We start from the raw sequence: 18,263 nt of genomic DNA on the forward strand, positions 1-18,263 counted from the left end.
CGGGAGGGGACCGCGGCGGCGGCCTGCGTGGCGGCCGGGGCGGTGACGGCGGTGTCGCTCTGGGGCGGGGCGCCGGGGCCGGGCGGGGTGGAGCCGCGGTCGCCGACGGGGCGGACGGACGGCGGGCCAGGACCGGTGCGGGTCCCGGACTTCTCGGCGTACCCGTCCACGGCGGAGGCGGTCCCGCCCGGCAAGGAGCGGATCTCCGCGCGGGCCACGGCGCTGGCCCTGAAGGAGACGCTGCCCTGGGACCTGGAGTCCTCGCAGTACGCGGGCAGGAGCCAGGCGGGGAAGTGGCTGGGGGTGGTGCCGTACGACACCTCCGCCCGGCTGCGGGTCACCGGGCGGGGCACGGACGGCGAGGTCAGGGTCGACTTCCAGGCGCAGTTCTACGCGCAGATGGACGACGGCACGGACGGCTCCCCGCGCGCGGGCCTGGAGAAGTGGTACTCGTGCGCGAGGTTCCCCGAGCGGGACCACGTCCGCCGGTGCGAGGTCGCCCGCCTCGCGGACGGGTCGGTCCTGCTGACGTACGAGAAGCGCTCCGGGGACCGGTCGTCGCGCCACGCCGACCTGCTCCAGGCCGACGGCCACCGGGTGGCCGTCGGCGCGGAGGCCGGGGCGGGCGGTGAACCACCGCTGACCCTGGGCGCGCTGCGGGGCGTGGTCACCAGTCACCGCTGGCGGCTCTTCGTGGACCCGGAGGTCAACGAGCGGGCCAAGGCGCTCAAGCCCTTCCAGGCGCTGGAGGGTTGAGGACCGGGCCGGGACGGGGGTCCGGCCCGACGGGGCGGGGGGTGGCGGGGGCCGACGGCTCACCGGTCGAGGACCGCGAAGCCGTCCAGTTCCACCAGGCACTCCTCGTCCCAGAGACGGGCCGCGCCGATCACCGCCATGGCGGGGTAGTCGCGGCCCGCCAACCGCCGCCAGATCCGCCCGAGTTCGCGGGCGTGGGCGCGGTAGTCGGCGACATCGGTGGCGTAGACGGTGACCCGGGCGAGGTCCGCCGGGGTGCCGCCGGCGGCGCGCAGCGCGGCCAGGAGGTTGCCCAGCGCCCTCTCGAACTGCTCGAGCAGGGTGGCGCCGGTGACCTTGCCGCCGGCGTCCAGCGCGGTCTGCCCGGCGAGGAAGACCAGGCGGTTCCCGGTGGCCACGACGGCGTGGCTGAACCCGGTGGGCGGGGACAGCTCGGCGGGGTTGAGACGATCGAGGCTCACGCGGGCTCCGTCCGGGGGGTGGGGGTGGTCTCGGGGGTGGAGGTGGACTCGGGGGTGGAGGTGGTCTCGGGGGTGGTGGCTGGGGCTGGAGTGAAGTCGGAGGCTTGAGTGAACTCCGATGCTTGAGTGGTGGTTGTGGCTGAAGTGGCGTTCGGGGCACGGGTAGCGGCTTCGTACAGCTCCTTCGCGATCACCGTCCGCTGCACCTCGCTCGCGCCCTCGTACACGCGCGTGGCCCGCACCTCGCGGTAGAGGTGTTCGAGCAGGTGCCCGTGCTGGAGGGCGCGGGCGCCGTGGAGCTGGACCGCGGTGTCCACGACGTACTGCGCGGTCTCCGTGGCGAAGAGCTTGGCCATCGCCACGCGGCCCGCGATGCCCGGCGCGCCCCGGTCGTACGCCGCCGCGGCCGCGTACACCAGGAGCCGGGCCGCCTCGGTGCGCGTGGCCGCCTCCGCGACCTGGTGCGACACCGCCTGGAGGTCCTTGAGCCTGCCGCCGAACGCGGCCCGCTCCGCGGTGTGCGCGAGCGTCGCGTCGAGCGCCGCCTGGGCCATGCCGACCGCGAAGGCGCCGACGCTCGGGCGGAAGCGGTTGAGGGTGGTCATGGCGACGCGGAAGCCCCGGTCGACCTCGCCGAGCAGGTCGGCGGCGGTCACGCGGACGCCGTCGAAGGACAGGGTGCCGATGGGGTGCGGGGCGAGCATCGCGAGCGGGGCGCCGGTCAGCCCCGGGCGGTCGGCGGGGACCAGGAAGGCGGTCACGCCGCGTGCGCCCGCGCCCGGGGCCGTGCGGGCGAAGACGGTGTAGAAGTCGGCCTCGGGGGCGTTGGAGATCCAGGCCTTCTCCCCCGTGAGGCGCCAGGCGCCCGCACCGCCGGGCTCGGCCTCCGCGCGCAGCGCGAGGGCCGCCGCGTCGGAGCCGGCACCCGGCTCGGACAGGGCGAACGCGGCGACGGCGCGGCCCGCCCGGACGGCGGGCAGCCAGCGCTCGCGCTGCGCCGCCGTACCGTACGCGTGCACGGGGTGCGCGCCGAGGCCCTGGAGGGCGAAGGCGGTCTCGGCCTCGGTGCAGACGCGGGCCAGCGACTCGCGGGTCAGGCACAGGTCGAGGGCGCCGGACGTGAACAGGCCGTCAAGCACGCCGTGTTCGCCCAGGGCCTCCACGAGCGGGCGGTTCACCCGGCCGGCCGCGCCCTTCTCGGCAAGGGGCCGCAGGACCGCGGCGGCCAGCTCGCGCAGCCGGTCGCAGCGGGCGACTTGTTCGGGGTCGAGCGTGAATGCCGTCATCGAGCCTCTCCCCTGGCGCGGGGCGCGGACCGCGCCCCGCAGTTCTATCGCGCAGTGTTGACTGTCGTCACCATCACGATACGCTCGTCGGGCGAGCCCATCACTACGCCCGACCGGCAAAGGTGGCGAGGCGCCATGGAGACCCACGGGGCGACCGACGACGAATGCGGCGGCACACCCACCGGCCGGGGCGCCGGAGCGGCCCCCGGCCCCGCCCCCGGAACCACCGGCACCGCCGCCGCTCCCACCACGACCGCCACCACCGACAGCGGCACCACCGACAGGGGCACCACCGACAGCGACACCCGGCACGGCCCCGGCCCCGGCCCCGCCCCGGCCCCCCGCTTCGGCCCCGCCGGAGGGACGCCCACCGGGCACGTCGACACCTTCGCGCGCGACCACCTCCCGCCGCCCGAGGAGTGGCCCGTGCTGCTCCAGGACCTGCCCGAGCTGCGGTACCCGGAGCGGCTCAACTGCGGGGCCGAGCTGCTCGACGCGACCGTGGCGCGGCACGGCCCGGACCGGCCCGCGTTCCGCTCCGCCGACGGCACCGTCTGGACGTACGGCGAGCTGCGCGACCGGGTGGACCGGGTCGCCCACGTCCTGACCGGGGAGCTGGGCGTGGTCCCCGGCAACCGCGTCCTGCTGCGCGGCCCCACCTCGCCCTGGCTGGCCGCGTGCTGGCTGGCCGTGATGAAGGCGGGCGCGGTCGCGGTGACCGTCCTCGACCGGCAGCGGGCGCCGGAGCTGGCGACGATGTGCGGGATCGCGCGGGTCTCACAGGCGCTGTGCGCCGCCGGCGCGGTGGACGACCTGACCAAGGCCGGGGTGCCGGGCCTGCGCGTGACGACGTACGGCGGCGAGGGCCCCGACGACCTGCTCGCCCGCGCGGCGGCCCGGGACGGCGCGCCCTACGAGGCCGTGGACACGGCCGCCGACGACGTCGCCCTGATCGCCTTCACCTCCGGCACCACCGGGCGGCCCAAGGGCTGCATGCACTTCCACCGGGACGTGCTCGCCGTCGCCGACACGTTCGCGCGCCATGTGCTCAAGGCCCGCGCCGACGACGTGTTCGCGGGCAGCCCGCCGCTCGGCTTCACGTTCGGCCTGGGCGGCCTGGTGGTCTTCCCGCTGCGCGTCGGGGCGTCCGCCGTCCTCCTGGAGCAGGCCGGTCCCCGGCAGTTGCTGCCCGCCGTCGCCGAGCACGGCGTCAGCGTGCTGTTCACGGCGCCGACGGCGTACCGCGCGATGCTGGACGCGCTGGCCCGGGCGGACGCTCCCGACGTCGCGTCGCTGCGCCGCTGCGTGTCGGCGGGCGAGAACCTGCCCGCCGCGACCTGGCGGGCCTGGCACGCGCGCACGGGCCTGCGCATCATCAACGGCATCGGCGCCACGGAGCTGCTGCACATCTTCATCTCCGCCGCCGACGACGACATCCGCCCCGGCACGACGGGGAAGCCCGTGCCGGGGTGGCGGGCGCGCGTGGTCGACGCCGCCGGTGCGCCCGTCCCGGACGGGGAGCCGGGGCTGCTCGCGGTGCGCGGACCGGTCGGCTGCCGGTATCTCGCCGACCCCCGGCAGCGGGAGTACGTCCGCGACGGCTGGAACGTCACCGGGGACACGTACGTCCGGGACGCCGACGGCTACTTCCGGTATGTGGCCCGCGCCGACGACATGATCATCTCGGCCGGGTACAACATAGCGGGCCCCGAGGTGGAGGAGGCCCTGCTGCGCCACCCGGACGTGGTGGAGGCGGCGGTCGTGGGCCGCCCCGACGCGCGCCGGGGGCAGGTGGCGGTGGCGTACGTGGTGCCGCGCGCGGGGGCGCCCCGGGACGTGGAGCGGCTGCGGGACTTCGTCAAGGAGGAGCTGGTGCCGTACAAGTGCCCGCGCGAGGTGGTGTTCCTGGACGCGCTGCCGAGGACGGCGACCGGAAAGCTCCAGCGGTTCCGCCTGCGCGAACCGGGGTCGGCGTCCGGGGCCTAGAGTGATCACGTGTCCGAGCAGCACGCCCCCAGGTCCCTGATCGTCACCTTCTACGGCGCGTACGGGCGGGCGGCGCCCGGTCCGGTCGCGGTCGCCGAACTCGTGCGGCTCCTCGCGCCGGTCGGCGTCGACGCCCCGTCCGTGCGCTCCTCGGTGTCCCGCCTGAAGCGGCGCGGCCTCCTGGTGCCCGCGCGCACGGAGAGCGGCGCCGCGGGGTACGCGCTGTCGCCCGACGCGCGCCAGCTCCTCGACGACGGCGACCGGCGCGTCTACCCGGCCGCGGGCGGGCGGCCCGCGCAGGGCTGGGTGCTGGCCGTCTTCTCCGTCCCCGAGGCGGAGCGCAACAAGCGCCACGTGCTGCGCTCGCGGCTCGCGGGGCTCGGCTTCGGCACGGCGGCCCCCGGCGTGTGGATCGCCCCCGCGCACCTCCACGAGGAGACCCGGCACACCCTGGAGCGCCTCGGCCTCACCGCGTACGTCGACCTCTTCCGCGGCGAGCACCTCGGTTTCGCACCCACCGCCGAGGCGGTGGCGCGCTGGTGGGACCTGTCCGCGATCGCCAAGGAGCACGAGGCCTTCCTGGACCGCCACGGCCCCGTCCTGCGCGCCTGGCGGGCGCGCCCCGACACCCCTCCCGAAGAGGCCTACCGGGACTACCTCCTGGCCCTCGACTCCTGGCGCCACCTGCCGTACGTGGACCCGGGCCTGCCCGCCGGACTCCTCCCGGCGGACTGGCCCGGGGCCCGCTCGGCGGAGGTCTTCCAGGGCCTGCACGAGCGCCTGCGGGACGCGGGCGCGGCGTTCGTGGCCGCCGGGTCCGCCCGGGGGTGACCGCGGTCCCGGCGACGGCGCGGCGCCCCGGCCGGTCGGCGGGACCGGCCAGGGCGCCGCGGGGGGCGGGGCCGGGCGGCGGTCCGGGGGTCCGGGCGCCGTCGGCCGGGGCTCAGCAGCGGCCCGGGAAGTCCAGATCCAGCAGCGGGATGCCCAGCAGTTTCACCCCCACCTTCTTGGCGCACTGCTTGTTGCCCGGACCCGGCTCGGCCTCGTCCAGGTCGTCGGCGTCGTCCATGTCGGCCGCGTCGTCCTCCAGCGGGGGGTCGTCGTCGCGGAGCGGCAGGTCGTCGTCCCGGGGCGACAGGTCGTCGTCCAGGTCGGCCACCGGCTTGGGGTCACGCGGAGGCGGTTCGGCCGCCGCGGCGGTGCCGCCGAGAACGGCGGCGCTGAGCGCGATACTGCAGAGCACCGTGGTGATGCGCTTCGTGTGAGTCATGAGCACAAATTAGGCATCCCGGTCAAGCATCCACGACTCGTGGCGCATCACCCGGGTGAATCCCTCCTCCGCTCGGCGTCCGGCGACCGCCTCCGGGGGGCGGGACGGGCCCGGCGAGGGTCAGGCGGGGTTTGGGGGCGTCGGTGCGGCCGGTGCGGGGGCGGCGGCTGCCGGCCCGGTACGGCAGGGGCCAGGGCGCGCCGGGGCCGGTGTAGTCCTGCTCGGCCGCGGCGTGCAGGGTCCAGTGGGGGTCGTACAGGTGCGGGCGGGCCAGGGCGCAGAGGTCGGTGCGGCCCGCGAGCAGCAGGGAGTTCACGTCGTCCCAGGAGGAGATGGCGCCCACCGCGATGACCGGGACCCCGGTCCCGTTGCGGATGCGGTCCGCGTAGGGGGTCTGGTACGAGCGGCCGTAGGCGGGGGCCTCGTCGGACACCACCTGGCCGGTGGAGACGTCGATGGCGTCGGCGCCGTGGGCCGCGAAGGCGCGGGCGACGGCCACCGCGTCGTCGGCCGTCGTCCCCCCTTCGGCCCAGTCCGTGGCGGAGACGCGGACGGTCATGGGCTTCTCCCCCGGCCAGACCTCGCGGACGGCGTCGAAGACCTCCAGGGGGAAGCGGAGGCGGGCCTCCAGGGAGCCGCCGTAGGCGTCCGTGCGGCGGTTGGTGAGCGGGGACAGGAAGCTGGACAGCAGGTAGCCGTGCGCGCAGTGGAGTTCCAGGAGGTCGAAGCCGCAGTCCCGGGCCCGCCGGGCGGCCGCCACGAACTCCTCGCGGATCGCGGGCAGTTCGTCGGCGCGCAGGGCGTGCGGGACCTGGTTGCGCGGGGTGTACGGCAGCGCGGACGGCGCCACGACGGGCCAGTTGCCGTCGGGCAGGGGCTCGTCGATGCCCTCCCACATGAGCCGGGTGGAGCCCTTGCGGCCCGCGTGGCCGAGCTGGACACCGAGGGCCGTGCCGGGCGCCTGGGCGTGCACGAAGTCCGCGATCCGGGCCCAGGCCGCGGCCTGTTCGTCCGTGTAGAGGCCGACGCAGCCGGGGGTGATGCGGCCGCGCTCGCTGACGCACACCATCTCGGTCATCACGAGGCCCGCCCCGCCGAGGGCCCGGGCGCCGAGGTGCACGAGGTGGAAGTCGCCGGGCACGCCGTCCACGGCGGAGTACATGTCCATGGGCGAGACGACGACGCGGTTGCGCAGGGTCAGCCCGCGCAGGGTGAAGGGCGTGAACATGGGCGGCGTGCCCTCGGGGCAGCCGAAGTCCCGCTCCACCGCGGCCGTGAAGCGCGCGTCGCGCAGGCGGAGGTTGTCGTGGGTGACGCGGCGGCTGCGGGTGAGGAGGTTGAACGCGAACTGGCGGGGCCGCTGGTCCAGGTAGAGAGGCAGCTCCTCGAACCACTCCAGGCTGGCGCGGGCCGCCCGCTGGGTGGACTCGACCACCGGGCGGCGCTCGGCCTCGTACGCCGCGAGGGCCTCCGGGATGCCGGGCCGCTCCTGGAGGCAGGCGGCCAGCGCGAGGGCGTCCTCCACGGCGAGCTTGGTGCCGGAGCCGATGGAGAAGTGGGCGGTGTGGGCGGCGTCGCCGAGGAGCACCGTGTTCCCGTGCGACCAGCGGTCGTTGACGACCGTGCGGAAGGTGAGCCAGGCGGAGTTGTTGGAGCGCAGCGGGCGGCCCCGCAGCGCCTCGGAGAAGATCTTCGCGCAGCGGTCGATCGACTCCGCCGTCCCCGTGTCGGCGAAGCCCGCCGCCCGCCAGACCTCCTCGCGCATCTCGACGATGACCGTCGAGTCGCTCGGCGAGAACGGGTAGCCGTGGAGCTGCATCACGCCGTGCGCCGTCTCGGCGATCTCGAAGCGGAACGCGTCGAGGGCGAAGTCGGCGGCGAGCCAGATGTAGCGGCAGCGGTGGCCGGTGACCGTGGGGCGGAAGACGTCGGCGTGCGCCGCGCGCGTACCGCTGTGCACGCCGTCCGCGGCGACCACCAGGTCGTACGCCGCCGCCAGCTCGGCGGCGGGTGGCGCCTGGGTGCGGAAGCGCAGGTCCACGCCGAGGTCGCGGCAGCGCTCGTGCAGGACGGCGAGGAGCACCCGGCGGCCCAGCGCCGCGAAGCCGTGGCCGCCGGAGGTGTGCCGGGTGCCGCGGTGCACGACGTCGATGTCGTCCCAGCGCACGAAGCGCTCGCGCAGCGCGGCGTACACCACCGGGTCGGCGTGCTCGATGCCGCCGAGCGTCTCGTCGGAGAGGACCACGCCGAAGCCGAAGGTGTCGTCCGGGGCGTTCTTCTCCCAGACCGTGACCTCGCGCGCCGGGTCGAGGCGCTTGAGCAGTGCCGCGGCGTACAGGCCGCCGGGGCCGCCGCCGACGACGGCGACGCGGCGGGCGGCCGGGGCGCCGGCGGGGGTGGCGGTGACGGCGGTGTCGGCGGTCACGGTCACCGCCCCCGCCACTTCGGGGTCCGCTTCGCGGTGAACGCGGCGTGGAACTCGGCGTAGTCCTCGCCGTTCATGAGCAGTGCCTGCGTCGCCGCGTCCAGCTCCACGGAGGCCGCGAGCGGCATGTCGAGCTCCGCGGTGAGCAGGGCCTTGGTCTGCGCGTACGCGAGGGCCGGGCCCTCGGCGAGGCGGCGGGCGAGGGCGGCGGCGGCCTCGTCGGCCCCGCCCTCGTCGGTCAGCTCGCTGAGCAGGCCGATCCGTTCGGCCTCGGGGGCGCGCACGGGCTCGCCCAGCATCAGCAGCCGCGTGGCGTGGCCGAGCCCGACCACGCGCGGCAGCAGGTACGCCGCGCCCATGTCGCCCCCGGACAGGCCCACCTTCGTGAACAGGAACGCGAACCGCGCCGAGGGGTCCGCGACCCGGAAGTCCGCGGCGAGCGCGAGCACCGCGCCGGCGCCCGCGGCCACCCCGTGCACGGCGGCGACCACCGGGAAGGGGCACTCGCGCAGGGCCCGCACGACCTGCCCCGTCATGCGGTTGAAGTCGAGGAGCTGGGCGGTGTCCATGGCGAGCGTGGCCCCGATGATCTCGTCCACGTCGCCGCCGGAGCAGAACCCGCGGCCCTCGCCGCCGAGCACGAGGGCCCGCACGGACCGGGTCCGGGACAGCTCGGCGAGCAGGTCGCGCAGGTCGGCGTAGGCGCCGAAGGTGAGCGCGTTCAGCTTGTCGGGGCGGGCGAGCGTGACGGTGGCGACGCCCTCGTCGACGGTGAGGCGCAGGTGTTCCCACGCGGGGGTGGGGGCTGCGGAGCCGGTGAAGGGACTCATGACGTGCGGCCTCCTCGGCGGAGTGCGACGACGTGCGGGGCGTGTTCCTGCCCTCGAAGTTATCACCGTTCTCTGACTGTCGTCACGAGTACGCGATATCACGCCGCCCTCGCGGCCGGGCCGCCCGCCCCGCCCCGGGCAACGGGCGGGCGCACCCCGAGGTCCCGGGCACGGCCCGACGAAGGACCCTGTCGACGTTCCGCTTAGGATTCGTACGGTTGAAAGCAGGACCGACCCGGACCACCTGCTCGCCGAAACGGATCCCGCCCGTGCCCGAATCGCACTCCCCCGCAAGCTGGCGCATCGCGCTGCCCCACACGGTGGCAGCCGTGCCGATCGCGCGCGCCCTGGTCCGGACGGCGCTCACCGACATCGGCTCCACGGCGGACACGGACACGGCCGAGCTGCTCACCGCCGAGCTGGTCGCCAACGCGGTGGAGCACGCGCCCGGGCACGCCCCGATAGAGCTGCTCATCGAGTTGCTGCCGACGCAGTGCCAGGTGGAGGTGCGGGACTCCAACCCGGCGCCGCCCGGCGACCTGTCCGACCCGGAGCCGGGGGGCGCGCCGGACCCGTGGCAGGAGCACGGCCGGGGGCTGCTGCTGATCCGCACGCTCAGCTCGGCGTGCGGGCACCGGCCCACGCCGACCGGCAAGGCCGTGTGGTTCCGCCTTTCGGCCCCGGACCGCCCGGAGGGGCCCCACGGGCCCGAGGGGCCCGCGGAGCCCTAGGGCCGGGCGGCGGCCAGGGTCGCGACCAGGACGGCCTTGATGGTGTGCAGCCGGTTCTCCGCCTCGTCGAAGACGACGGAGTGCTCCGACTCGAAGACCTCGTCGCTGACCTCCAGCCAGTCACGCCCGTGGCGCTCGCCGAGCTGCCGCCCCAGCGCCGTGTCCAGGTCGTGGAACGCGGGCAGGCAGTGCAGGAACTTCACGTCGGCGTTGCCGGTCGCGCGCAGCACCTCCGCCGTGACGGCGTACGGCGACAGGGCGCGGATGCGCTCGTCCCAGACCTCGGCGGGCTCCCCCATGGACAGCCAGACGTCGGTGGCGACGAAGTCGGCGCCCGCGACCCCCTCCGCGACGTCCTCGGTGAGCGTGAGCCGGGCCCCGCTGGCCGCGGCCAGCTCCCGCGCCCGGGCGACCACGGGGCCGGCGGGCCAGTACTCCTCGGGCGCCACGATCCGGACGTCCATGCCGAGCAGGGCGCCGGTGACCAGGTAGGAGTTGCCCATGTTGTAGCGGGCGTCGCCGAGGTAGGCATAAGCGGTCCCGGCGAGGGGCTTGGCGCAGTGCTCGGTCATGGTCAGGACGTCGGCCAGCATCTGCGTGGGGTGCCAGGAGTCGGTCAGGCCGTTGTAGACGGGCACGCCGGCGTGGGCGGCGAGCGCCTCGGCCGTGCCGTGGGCGTCGCCCCGGTACTGGATCGCGTCGAACATCCGGCCGAGCACGCGCGCGGTGTCCTTCGCGGACTCCTTCTGCCCGATGTGCGTGGCCGCGGCGTCCATGTACATCGTGGTGGCGCCCTGGTCGGCGGCGGCCACCTCGAAGGCGCAGCGGGTGCGGGTCGAGGGCTTCTCGAAGACCAGGGCGATGTTCCTGCCGGTCAGCAGCCGCCGCTCGCGCCCCTCCTTCTTGGCGGCCTTCAGCTCCGCGGCGAGGGCGAGCAGACCTCGGAACTCCTCGGCGGTGAAGTCCACCTCCTTGAGGAAGTGGCGGCCGGTGAGGTCGGGGCTGATCGGGCCGTTCGCCATGGGGGCGCTCCTGGGGTGCGAATGCGTGATTCTGGAACTATATACGATCACCCACAAATCTATGCACCCGGCAGGGGCCCCGCAGCCCTGAGCGCCCGGGGAGCCCCCTGCCCCGCGCACCCCACCGGAGGGCCCCGGCAGCCCCGCGCCCGCGGCAGCCCCGGACGGAGGTCAGCCCCCGACGGGGTCCCGCTCCACCGGGCAGCTCATGCAGCGCGGCCCGCCCCGGCCGCGCCCCAGCTCGCTGCCGGGGATCTCTATCACCTCGATGCCCTGCTTGCGCAGGTAGGTGTTGGTCGTCGCGTTCCGCTCGTACGCGACCACGACGCCCGGCTCGACCGCGAGGACGTTGCAGCCGTCGTCCCACTGCTCGCGCTCGGCGGCGTGCACGTCCTGGGTCGCGGTCAGGACGCGGACGCGGTCCAGGCCGAGCGCCGCCGCCACGGCCCGGTGCATGTGCTCCGGCGGGTGGTCGGTGACCTTCAGCTCCCGCTCGTCGACGCCCGGCTCGATCGTGTACGAGCGCAGCATGCCGAGGCCCGCGTACTGCGTGAACGTGTCCCCGTCGACCATCGTCATGACCGTGTCCAGGTGCATGAACGCACGCCGCTTGGGCATGTCGAGCGCCACGATCGTGCGCGCCGACCCGGCGGCGAACAGCTTGTGCGCGAGCATCTCGACGGCCTGCGGCTTGGTGCGCTCGCTCATGCCGATGAGCACGGCGCCGTTGCCGATGACCAGGACGTCACCGCCCTCGATGGTGGACGGGTAGTCGGCCTGCCCCTGCGACCAGACGTGCGAGACCTGGCCGTGGAAGAGCGGGTGGTGCTGGTAGATCGCCTCGAAGTGCACGGTCTCGCGCTGCCGGGCCGGCCAGCGCATCGCGTTGATGGACACGCCGTCGTAGATCCACGCGGAGGTGTCGCGCGTGAACAGGTGGTTGGGCAGCGGACCGAGCAGGAAGTCGTCGAGCTCCATGCAGTGGAACCGCACCGACGTGGGCTCCGGGTGCCGCTCCAGGTACTCCCGCTTGGTCATGCCGCCGACCAGCGCCTCGGCGAGCTCGGCGGACGGCAGCGCCTCGAACGCGGCGCGCAGGTGATCGGTGGCGAGCGGCCCGTACTCCTTCTCGTCGAAGACGCGGTCCAGGACGAGCTTGCGCGCGGCCGGCACCTCCAGCGTCTCGGTGAGCAGGTCACCGAAGAGGTGGACCGTCACCCCCCGGTCGCGCAGCACGTCGGCGAAGCCGTCGTGCTCCTGTCTCGCCCGCCGCACCCACAGGACGTCGTCGAAGAGCAACGCGTCCTTGTTGGTGGGCGTCAGCCGTTTGAGCTCCAGGTCCGGTCGGTGCAGGATGACGCGGCGCAGCCGCCCGGCCTCGGAGTCGACGTGGAATCCCATGCCCCCATCCTCACCTCTCGGGGGCCGCCTGACGCGTCCAGGGCGCGCGGAATCACGTCGTACGGCGGCACGCGGGCACGGCCTCCCGGTGCCGGGCCGGTGTCCCGCCGGGCAGGACGCCCGGGGGGACACCGGTGGTACGGCCGCCGCCACGGCTGCCCGGCGCTCACAGACGCGGATCGACCGGTTCCGATTCCAGCGCGAGCACCGCGAACACCGCCTCGTGCACCCGCCACAGCGGCTCGCCCTCCGCCAGCCGGTCGAGGGCTTCGAGGCCGAGCGCGTACTCCCGGATCGCGAGCGAGCGCTTGTGGCCGAGGAAGCGGCCGCGCAGCTTCTCCAGGTTCTCCGGGCGCGTGTACTCCGGCCCGTAGATGATCCGCAGGTACTCCCGGCCGCGGCACTTGATGCCCGGCTGCACCAGGCGGCCCTTGCCGTCGCGGACCAGCGCGCCGACCGGCTTGACGACCATGCCCTCGCCGCCGCGCCCGGTCATCTCCAGCCACCAGTCGACGCCCGCGCGCACCGACGCCGCGTCACCGGTGTCCACGTACAGGCGGCGCGTGGTGCGCAGCAGGCCCGAGCCGTCGTGCTCCACCATGCGGTCGACCAGGGCCAGTTGCTCGTCGTGCGGCAGCGCGGCGAGGCTGCGGCCCTGGACGGCGAGGAGCTGGAACGGCGCCAGGTGCACGCCGTCGAGCCCGTCCGTCGGCCAGCAGTAGCGACGGTAGGCGTCGGTGAACGCGGCGGCGTCCGCGGCCCGTTCCCGCTGGGTGCCGAGGAGCCCGGCCACGTCGACGCCGCGCGCGGCGGCCGCCTCCAGGGCGTTCAGGGCGTCCGGGAAGACCGCGCCGGACGCGGCGCCCACGGCGGCGTACTGGGTGCGCAGCAGGCCGGTGGCCTTGAGGGACCACGGCATCAGCTCGGCGTCGACGAGCAGCCAGTCGGTGGCCAGCTCCTCCCAGAGCCCGGCGGCGGCGACCGCGTCCCGCACCCGGCCGAGGACCTCCTCGGTGAGCGCCGCGTCGTCCAGGAACGGGCGGCCGGTGCGGGTGTACAGCGAGCCCGTGGGGCCGTCCACACCGAACCGCTCGCGGGCCGCGTCCGCGTCCTTGCAGACCAGGGCGACCGCGCGCGAGCCCATGTGCTTCTCCTCGCACACGACGCGCGCCACGCCGTCCGCCGCGTACTGCGCGAACGCCTCGGCGGGGTGCTCCAGGTAGCCGTCCCGGCCGGACGTCGCCGTGGGCGCCATCGTCGGCGGCAGGTACGGCACCAGGCGCGGGTCGGCGGCGAAGCGGCTCATGACCTCCAGGGCCGCCGCCGCGTTCTCCTCGCGCACGGTGACGCGCCCGGCGTGCCGGGTCTCCACGACCCGGCGGCCGTGCACGTCGCCGAGGTCGAGGGGCCGGCCGTCGTGGCCGCCGGGCGCGTCGGTGCGCAGCGGCTTCGCCGGTTCGTACCAGACCTTCTCGGCCGGTACGTCGACGAGTTCGCGCTCCGGCCAGCGCAGCGCGGTGAGCTTGCCGCCGAAGACGGCGCCGGTGTCCAGGCAGATGGTGTTGTTCAGCCAGGTGGCCGTGGGCACGGGCGTGTGGCCGTACACGACAGCCGCCCTGCCGCGGTACTCCTCGGCCCACGGGTAGCGCACGGGAAGACCGAACTCGTCGGTCTCCCCGGTCGTGTCGCCGTACAGCGCGTGCGAGCGGACCCGGCCCGAGGTGCGGCCGTGGTACCTCTCCGGCAGCCCGGCGTGGCAGACGACCAGTTTGCCGCCGTCGAGGACGTAGTGGCTGACGAGGCCGTCGACGAACTCGCGCACCCGGGCGCGGAACTCCTCGCTCTCGCCCGCCAGTTGCTCGATGGTCTCGGCGAGGCCGTGCGTGTGCTGCACCTTGCGGCCCCTGAGGTGGCGGCCGAGCTTGTTCTCGTGGTTGCCGGGCACGCACAGGGCGGTGCCGCCGGCGACCATGGACATCACGCGGCGCAGCACGCCCGGGGTGTCGGGGCCGCGGTCGACGAGGTCGCCGACGAAGACGGCCGTCCGGCCCTCGGGGTGCGCCCCGTCGACGTACCCGAGCTTGCCGAGCAGCGCCTCCAGCTCGCGCGCGCAGCCGTGGACGTCGCCGATGATGTCGAAGGGGCCGGTGAGGTGGGTCAGGTCGTTGTAGCGCTTCTCGGTGACGACCGTGGCCGCCTCGACCTCCTCGACGCCCCTGAGGACGTGCACCTTGCGGAAGCCCTCGCGCTCCAGGTGGCGCAGGGAGCGCTTGAGCTCGCGTATGTGCCGTTGGACGACGCGGCGCGGCATGTCGGCCCGGTCGGTGCGGGCCGCGTTGCGCGCGGCGCACACCTCCTCGGGCACGTCGAGGACGATGGCGACGGGCAGCACGTCGTGCTTCCTGGCCAGCTCGACGAGTTGCCTGCGGCCGTCCTGCTGCACGCTGGTGGCGTCGACGACGGTGCGGCGGCCCGCCGCGAGCCGCTTGCCCGCGATGTAGTGCAGGACGTCGAAGGCGTCGCGGCTCGCGCTCTGGTCGTTCTCGTCGTCGGCGACCAGGCCGCGGCAGAAGTCCGAGGAGAGCACCTCGGTCGGCTTGAAGTGCCGGCGCGCGAAGGTCGACTTGCCCGACCCCGACGCGCCGATCAGGACGACGAGGGACAGGTCGGTGACGGGCAGGGCACGCGCCCTGGTCTCGGTCCCGGTCATGCGGCCTCCGCCCCCTCGTCACTCCCGCTGTCGCTGTCACTGCTGTTCGTGCTGTTCGTGCTGTTCGTGCTGTTCTTGCCGCTGCTGTCGTTCATGCCGTGGTCCGTGGGCGTGGCGGCCGTGCGCTGGGCGAACACGGCCATCTGCGTGGGCGGCCCCACCTCGGGGTCGTCGGGTCCCACGGGCGCGTACGTGACGTCGTAGCCGTACTGGGCGGCGACGCCGTCGGCCCAGTGGCGGAACTCGGCGCGCGTCCACTCGAAGCGGTGGTCGCTGTGGCGGGAGTGCCCGGCGGGCAGGGACTCCCAGCGGACGTTGTACTCGACGTTCGGCGTGGTCACGAGGACGGTACGGGGCCGCGCCGCGCCGAACACCGCGTACTCGAGGGCGGGCAGCCGCTCCGGGTCGACGTGCTCGACGACCTCGCTGAGCACCGCCGCGTCGTACCCCTTGAGGCGCTTGTCGGTGTACGCGAGGGAGCCCTGGAACAGCTCCACGCGCTCGGCCTGCCGCTCGCCCATGCGCTCCAGGCGCAGCCGCCGCGCGGCGACGGTGAGCGCGCGCATCGACACGTCGACGCCCACCACCTTGGTGAACCGGGTGTCCTTGAGCAGTTCCTGCACCAACTGGCCCTGGCCGCAGCCGAGGTCGAGCACCCGGGCGGCGTCGGCCGCGCGGAGCGCGGCGACGAGGGCCTCGCGCCGCAGCACGGCGAGCGGGGCGGTCCTCTCCTCGGCACCGGTCGCGGCGGCACCGGTACCGGCACCGGCGGCGTCGGTGGCGCCGCCATCGGTCTCGGCGGCGTCGGTCTCGGCCTCGGGCTCGTCCGCCACCGCGTTGTCGATCTCCTCGACGTCCGTGTCGTCGGCGTCGGCGAGCCGGACCAGTTCGAGGCGCTCCATGGCCTGGCGCGTGAGCGACCAGCGGCGCGAGAGGTAGCGGCTGGTGATCAGCTTCTGCTCCGGGTGCGCCGCGAGCCACCCGTCCCCGGCGCGCAGCAGCTTCTCGACCTCGTCGGCCGAGACCCAGTAGTGCTTGGCGTCGTCCAGGACCGGGAGCAGCACGTAGAGGTGGCGCAGCGCCTCGCTCAGCGTGAGGGTGCCCTCCGGCGCCTCCAGGACGAGGCGTACGTAGCGCGAGGCGCCCCAGTCGGGGAAGCGCTCGTCCAGCGGCACCGGCTCGGCGGCGACCGTCCAGCCCAGCGGCGCGAACAGCGCGCGCACCAGGTCCGGTCCACCGCGGGCGGGCAGCGCGGGCACCTCCACGCGCAGCGGCAGCGGCTCTCCGGCCCGCTCGGGCAGGGCCTTGCAGACGCCGCGCAGCGCGCTGGAGAACACGGCGCTGACGGCGACGGCGAGCAGCGAGGAGGCCGCGTAGGGGCGGTCGTTCACGTACTGCGCGAGCGCCGCGTCCGGGGCGCCGCCCTTGCTTCCCTTGCCGCCCTTGGCCCGCCGTACCAGCGCCAAGGGGTCCACCTCCAGGAGCAGCGCCGCCGTGCAGCGCTCGGCGGACGCCTCGGGGTAGAGGACGTGGGCGCGCCCGTAGGAGGTGGAGAACGCCTGCGCTTTGCCTGGATGCTTGTGCAGCAGGAAGCCGAGGTCGGTCGCGGGACGCTCCGGGGTGCCGGTCGTGCTGATCGTCAGGAACACGGTGGGTCTGCCTTGGTGTATGCCTCGAAAGCTGCGGATGGTTGACGGTTCGTACCGGGTGCGCGCGCGTCGTCCCGGTCCGCGGGAGGCGACCTCCGACGGCTGTCGCCTTTCGGCCTTCGGCTGCGGCTTTCGGCTGCGGCTTTCGGCTGTCGGCTGTCGACGGGCGTAGGCGGCGGTACGGACACGCTGCGGGGAGTGCGGCTCCAGGCCCTCCCTCACCCCTCGCCCGCACGCGTGTGCGCCGCCCGCAACCGGTGCGCCGGCGCGGGGCGCTCCCCCTGGCGTGCCCGCACAAACGTACATCGAAGCGGGCGAACGCACTCGGGCATTTCGGCTCCCTCGTTCGGCGTACGCGTCCGGCATCGCCTGTGTGTCGGCCGCCGACTACGCCGAAGGCCCGTTGCCCGTTGCCGCGCGCGGACGCTCGCGCCGGGCAGGGACACGTACGGGTAGAGGCCATCCCTCCGGTGCCCGGGCCCGACGGGTCCACCGAGCGGGAGCTCGCCTGCCTGGCGTCGGACCGGCAGCGCCACGCCGCCGTCAGGTGCTGAGCACGAAGCAACGGCCCTCCGGGGCCCACGTGCCGCATCGTCGCCTGCCAGGTCTCCCGGTCGTCCACGGTGGCGCGCACGTGTGGCGATGTGCGACGCGGCCGGCGGACCGCCGCGGGGCACGGTCCGCCGGTCCGCTCCGCTCAGGAGAGCTGGGACTGCACCCGCGCGGAGATCAGCTCCAGGTGGTCGAGGTCGTCCAGGTCCAGGCACTGGAGGTAGATCCGGCTCGCGCCGGTCTCGGCGTACCGGCCGATCTTGTCGACGACCTCGGCCGGGGAACCGGCCAGGCCGTTGGCCTTGAGCTCGTCCACCTGGCGGCCGATGGCCGCGGCGCGCCGGGCGACCTCCGCGTCGTCCTTGCCGACGCACGCCACCAGGGCGTTGGAGTACACCAGGTCACCGGCGCTCCGCCCGGCCTGCTCGGCGGCCTCGCGGACGCGCGTGAACTGGCGCTCGCTGTCCTCGACGGAGGCGAAGGGGATGTTGAACTCGTCGGCGTAGCGCGCGGCGAGGCGCGGGGTGCGCTTCGCGCCGTGGCCGCCGATGAGGACCGGCACCTTGGCCTGCGCGGGCTTGGGCAGCGCGGGCGAGTCCGTCAGGTGGTAGTACGTCCCGTCGTAGCTGAACCGCTCGCCGACGGGCGTGGCCCACAGGCCCGTCACGATCGCGAGCTGCTCCTCCAGGCGGCCGAACTTCTCCTTCGGGAACGGGATGCCGTACGCCTTGTGCTCCTCCTCGAACCAGCCCGCGCCCAGGCCCAGTTCGACCCGGCCGCCCGACATCTGGTCGACCTGCGCCACCTGGATGGCGAGGACGCCCGGCAGCCGGAAGGTGCCCGCCGTCATCAGCGTGCCGAGCCGGATCCGCCGGGTTTCGCGGGCGAGGCCGGCGAGGGTGATCCAGGCGTCCGTCGGCCCGGGCAGGCCGTCGGCCGAGCCCATGCTCAGGTAGTGGTCGGAGCGGAAGAAGGCGTCGAAGCCCAGGTCCTCGGTGGCCTTGGCGACGGCGAGGAGGGTGTCGTAGGTGGCCCCCTGCTGGGGCTCCGTGAAGATGCGCAGGTCCATGGCCCCATCCTGCACGCTCGAACGCCCGTCAACCTCACCGGTCCCGCCGGTCCCGCCGCGCACCGGTCGGGTGAAAATCCGTCAACCCGACGGCGGCGCGCGCCCGGCGCAGTGA

At 74.8% G+C, this 18,263-nt stretch carries 14 protein-coding genes; 4 read left to right on the top strand and 10 right to left on the bottom strand.

Annotation, left to right across the window (positions count from 1 at the left end; all coding sequences use genetic code 11):
* Nucleotides 1-756, top strand: a 756-nt coding sequence (locus QK440_RS22225; protein WP_282794926.1) for a hypothetical protein, incomplete at its 5' end; no start/stop codon positions are given.
* Between the two features lie 59 nt (nt 757-815).
* Here the strand turns inward: QK440_RS22225 and QK440_RS22230 are convergent.
* Nucleotides 816-1,217 (bottom strand): RidA family protein, encoded by a 402-nt coding sequence (locus QK440_RS22230; RefSeq protein ID WP_282794927.1) that lies wholly within the window; start codon nt 1,215-1,217, stop codon nt 816-818.
* Complete coding sequence (locus QK440_RS22235) at nt 1,214-2,503, bottom strand: acyl-CoA dehydrogenase family protein (RefSeq protein ID WP_282794928.1); 1,290 nt, start codon at nt 2,501-2,503, stop codon at nt 1,214-1,216. Before QK440_RS22235 ends, QK440_RS22230 begins: the two co-directional genes overlap by 4 nt.
* Before the next feature lie 135 nt (nt 2,504-2,638).
* Here QK440_RS22235 and QK440_RS22240 point away from each other — a divergent pair, with 135 nt between their 5' ends.
* Together QK440_RS22240 and QK440_RS22245 are read left to right on the top strand one after the other, a co-directional pair.
* On the top strand, nt 2,639-4,489 hold the full coding sequence (locus QK440_RS22240) for an AMP-binding protein (protein WP_282794929.1): 1,851 nt from the start codon (nt 2,639-2,641) through the stop codon (nt 4,487-4,489).
* Nucleotides 4,490-4,498: 9 nt separating this feature from the next.
* On the top strand, nt 4,499-5,320 hold the full coding sequence (locus tag QK440_RS22245; RefSeq protein ID WP_282794930.1) for a PaaX family transcriptional regulator C-terminal domain-containing protein: 822 nt from the start codon (nt 4,499-4,501) through the stop codon (nt 5,318-5,320).
* 112 nt (nt 5,321-5,432) lie between these two features.
* Here QK440_RS22245 and QK440_RS22250 read toward each other — a convergent pair whose 3' ends face one another.
* From QK440_RS22250 to QK440_RS22260, 3 genes are read right to left on the bottom strand one after another with little or no spacing between them, the layout of a single operon-like run.
* On the bottom strand, nt 5,433-5,759 hold the full coding sequence (locus tag QK440_RS22250) for a hypothetical protein (protein ID WP_282794931.1): 327 nt from the start codon (nt 5,757-5,759) through the stop codon (nt 5,433-5,435).
* 22 nt (nt 5,760-5,781) lie between these two features.
* Entirely contained in the window at nt 5,782-8,184 is a 2,403-nt protein-coding gene (locus QK440_RS22255; protein WP_282794932.1) for a bifunctional salicylyl-CoA 5-hydroxylase/oxidoreductase, read from the bottom strand.
* A gap of 2 nt (nt 8,185-8,186) precedes the next feature.
* The gene (locus tag QK440_RS22260) at nt 8,187-9,014 is read right to left on the bottom strand and encodes an enoyl-CoA hydratase family protein (protein ID WP_282794933.1); all 828 of its coding nucleotides are present in this window, start codon (nt 9,012-9,014) and stop codon (nt 8,187-8,189) included.
* Between the two features lie 260 nt (nt 9,015-9,274).
* On the opposite strand from QK440_RS22260, the gene QK440_RS22265 reads away from it, so the two are divergent.
* Nucleotides 9,275-9,745 (top strand): ATP-binding protein, encoded by a 471-nt coding sequence (locus QK440_RS22265; protein WP_282794973.1) that lies wholly within the window; start codon nt 9,275-9,277, stop codon nt 9,743-9,745.
* Here the strand turns inward: QK440_RS22265 and argF are convergent.
* The 5 genes from argF to QK440_RS22290 all read right to left on the bottom strand — a co-directional run bounded on the left by argF (nt 9,742) and on the right by QK440_RS22290 (nt 18,148).
* A complete protein-coding gene (gene argF, locus QK440_RS22270) occupies nt 9,742-10,767 on the bottom strand; it encodes an ornithine carbamoyltransferase (RefSeq protein ID WP_282794934.1) in 1,026 nt (341 codons plus the stop codon). The two genes, QK440_RS22265 and argF, sit on opposite strands and share 4 nt — an antisense overlap.
* Nucleotides 10,768-10,938: 171 nt before the next feature.
* A complete protein-coding gene (locus QK440_RS22275) occupies nt 10,939-12,168 on the bottom strand; it encodes an arginine deiminase (RefSeq protein WP_282794935.1) in 1,230 nt (409 codons plus the stop codon).
* A 166-nt stretch (nt 12,169-12,334) separates the two neighbouring features.
* Nucleotides 12,335-14,878, bottom strand: coding sequence for a polynucleotide kinase-phosphatase (locus QK440_RS22280; protein ID WP_282794936.1), 2,544 nt, complete (start codon nt 14,876-14,878; stop codon nt 12,335-12,337).
* Nucleotides 14,875-16,527 (bottom strand): 3' terminal RNA ribose 2'-O-methyltransferase Hen1, encoded by a 1,653-nt coding sequence (locus QK440_RS22285; RefSeq protein WP_282794937.1) that lies wholly within the window; start codon nt 16,525-16,527, stop codon nt 14,875-14,877. The genes QK440_RS22280 and QK440_RS22285 overlap by 4 nt, the downstream gene beginning before the upstream one ends.
* A gap of 697 nt (nt 16,528-17,224) precedes the next feature.
* Nucleotides 17,225-18,148, bottom strand: a complete 924-nt coding sequence (locus QK440_RS22290; RefSeq protein WP_282794938.1) for an LLM class F420-dependent oxidoreductase — start codon at nt 18,146-18,148, stop codon at nt 17,225-17,227.
* Nucleotides 18,149-18,263: the final 115 nt, after the last annotated feature.

It is taken from the genome of Streptomyces sp. CC224B, from assembly GCF_030010595.1.
GTDB classification, from domain to species: Bacteria; Actinomycetota; Actinomycetes; order Streptomycetales; family Streptomycetaceae; genus Streptomyces; species Streptomyces longispororuber.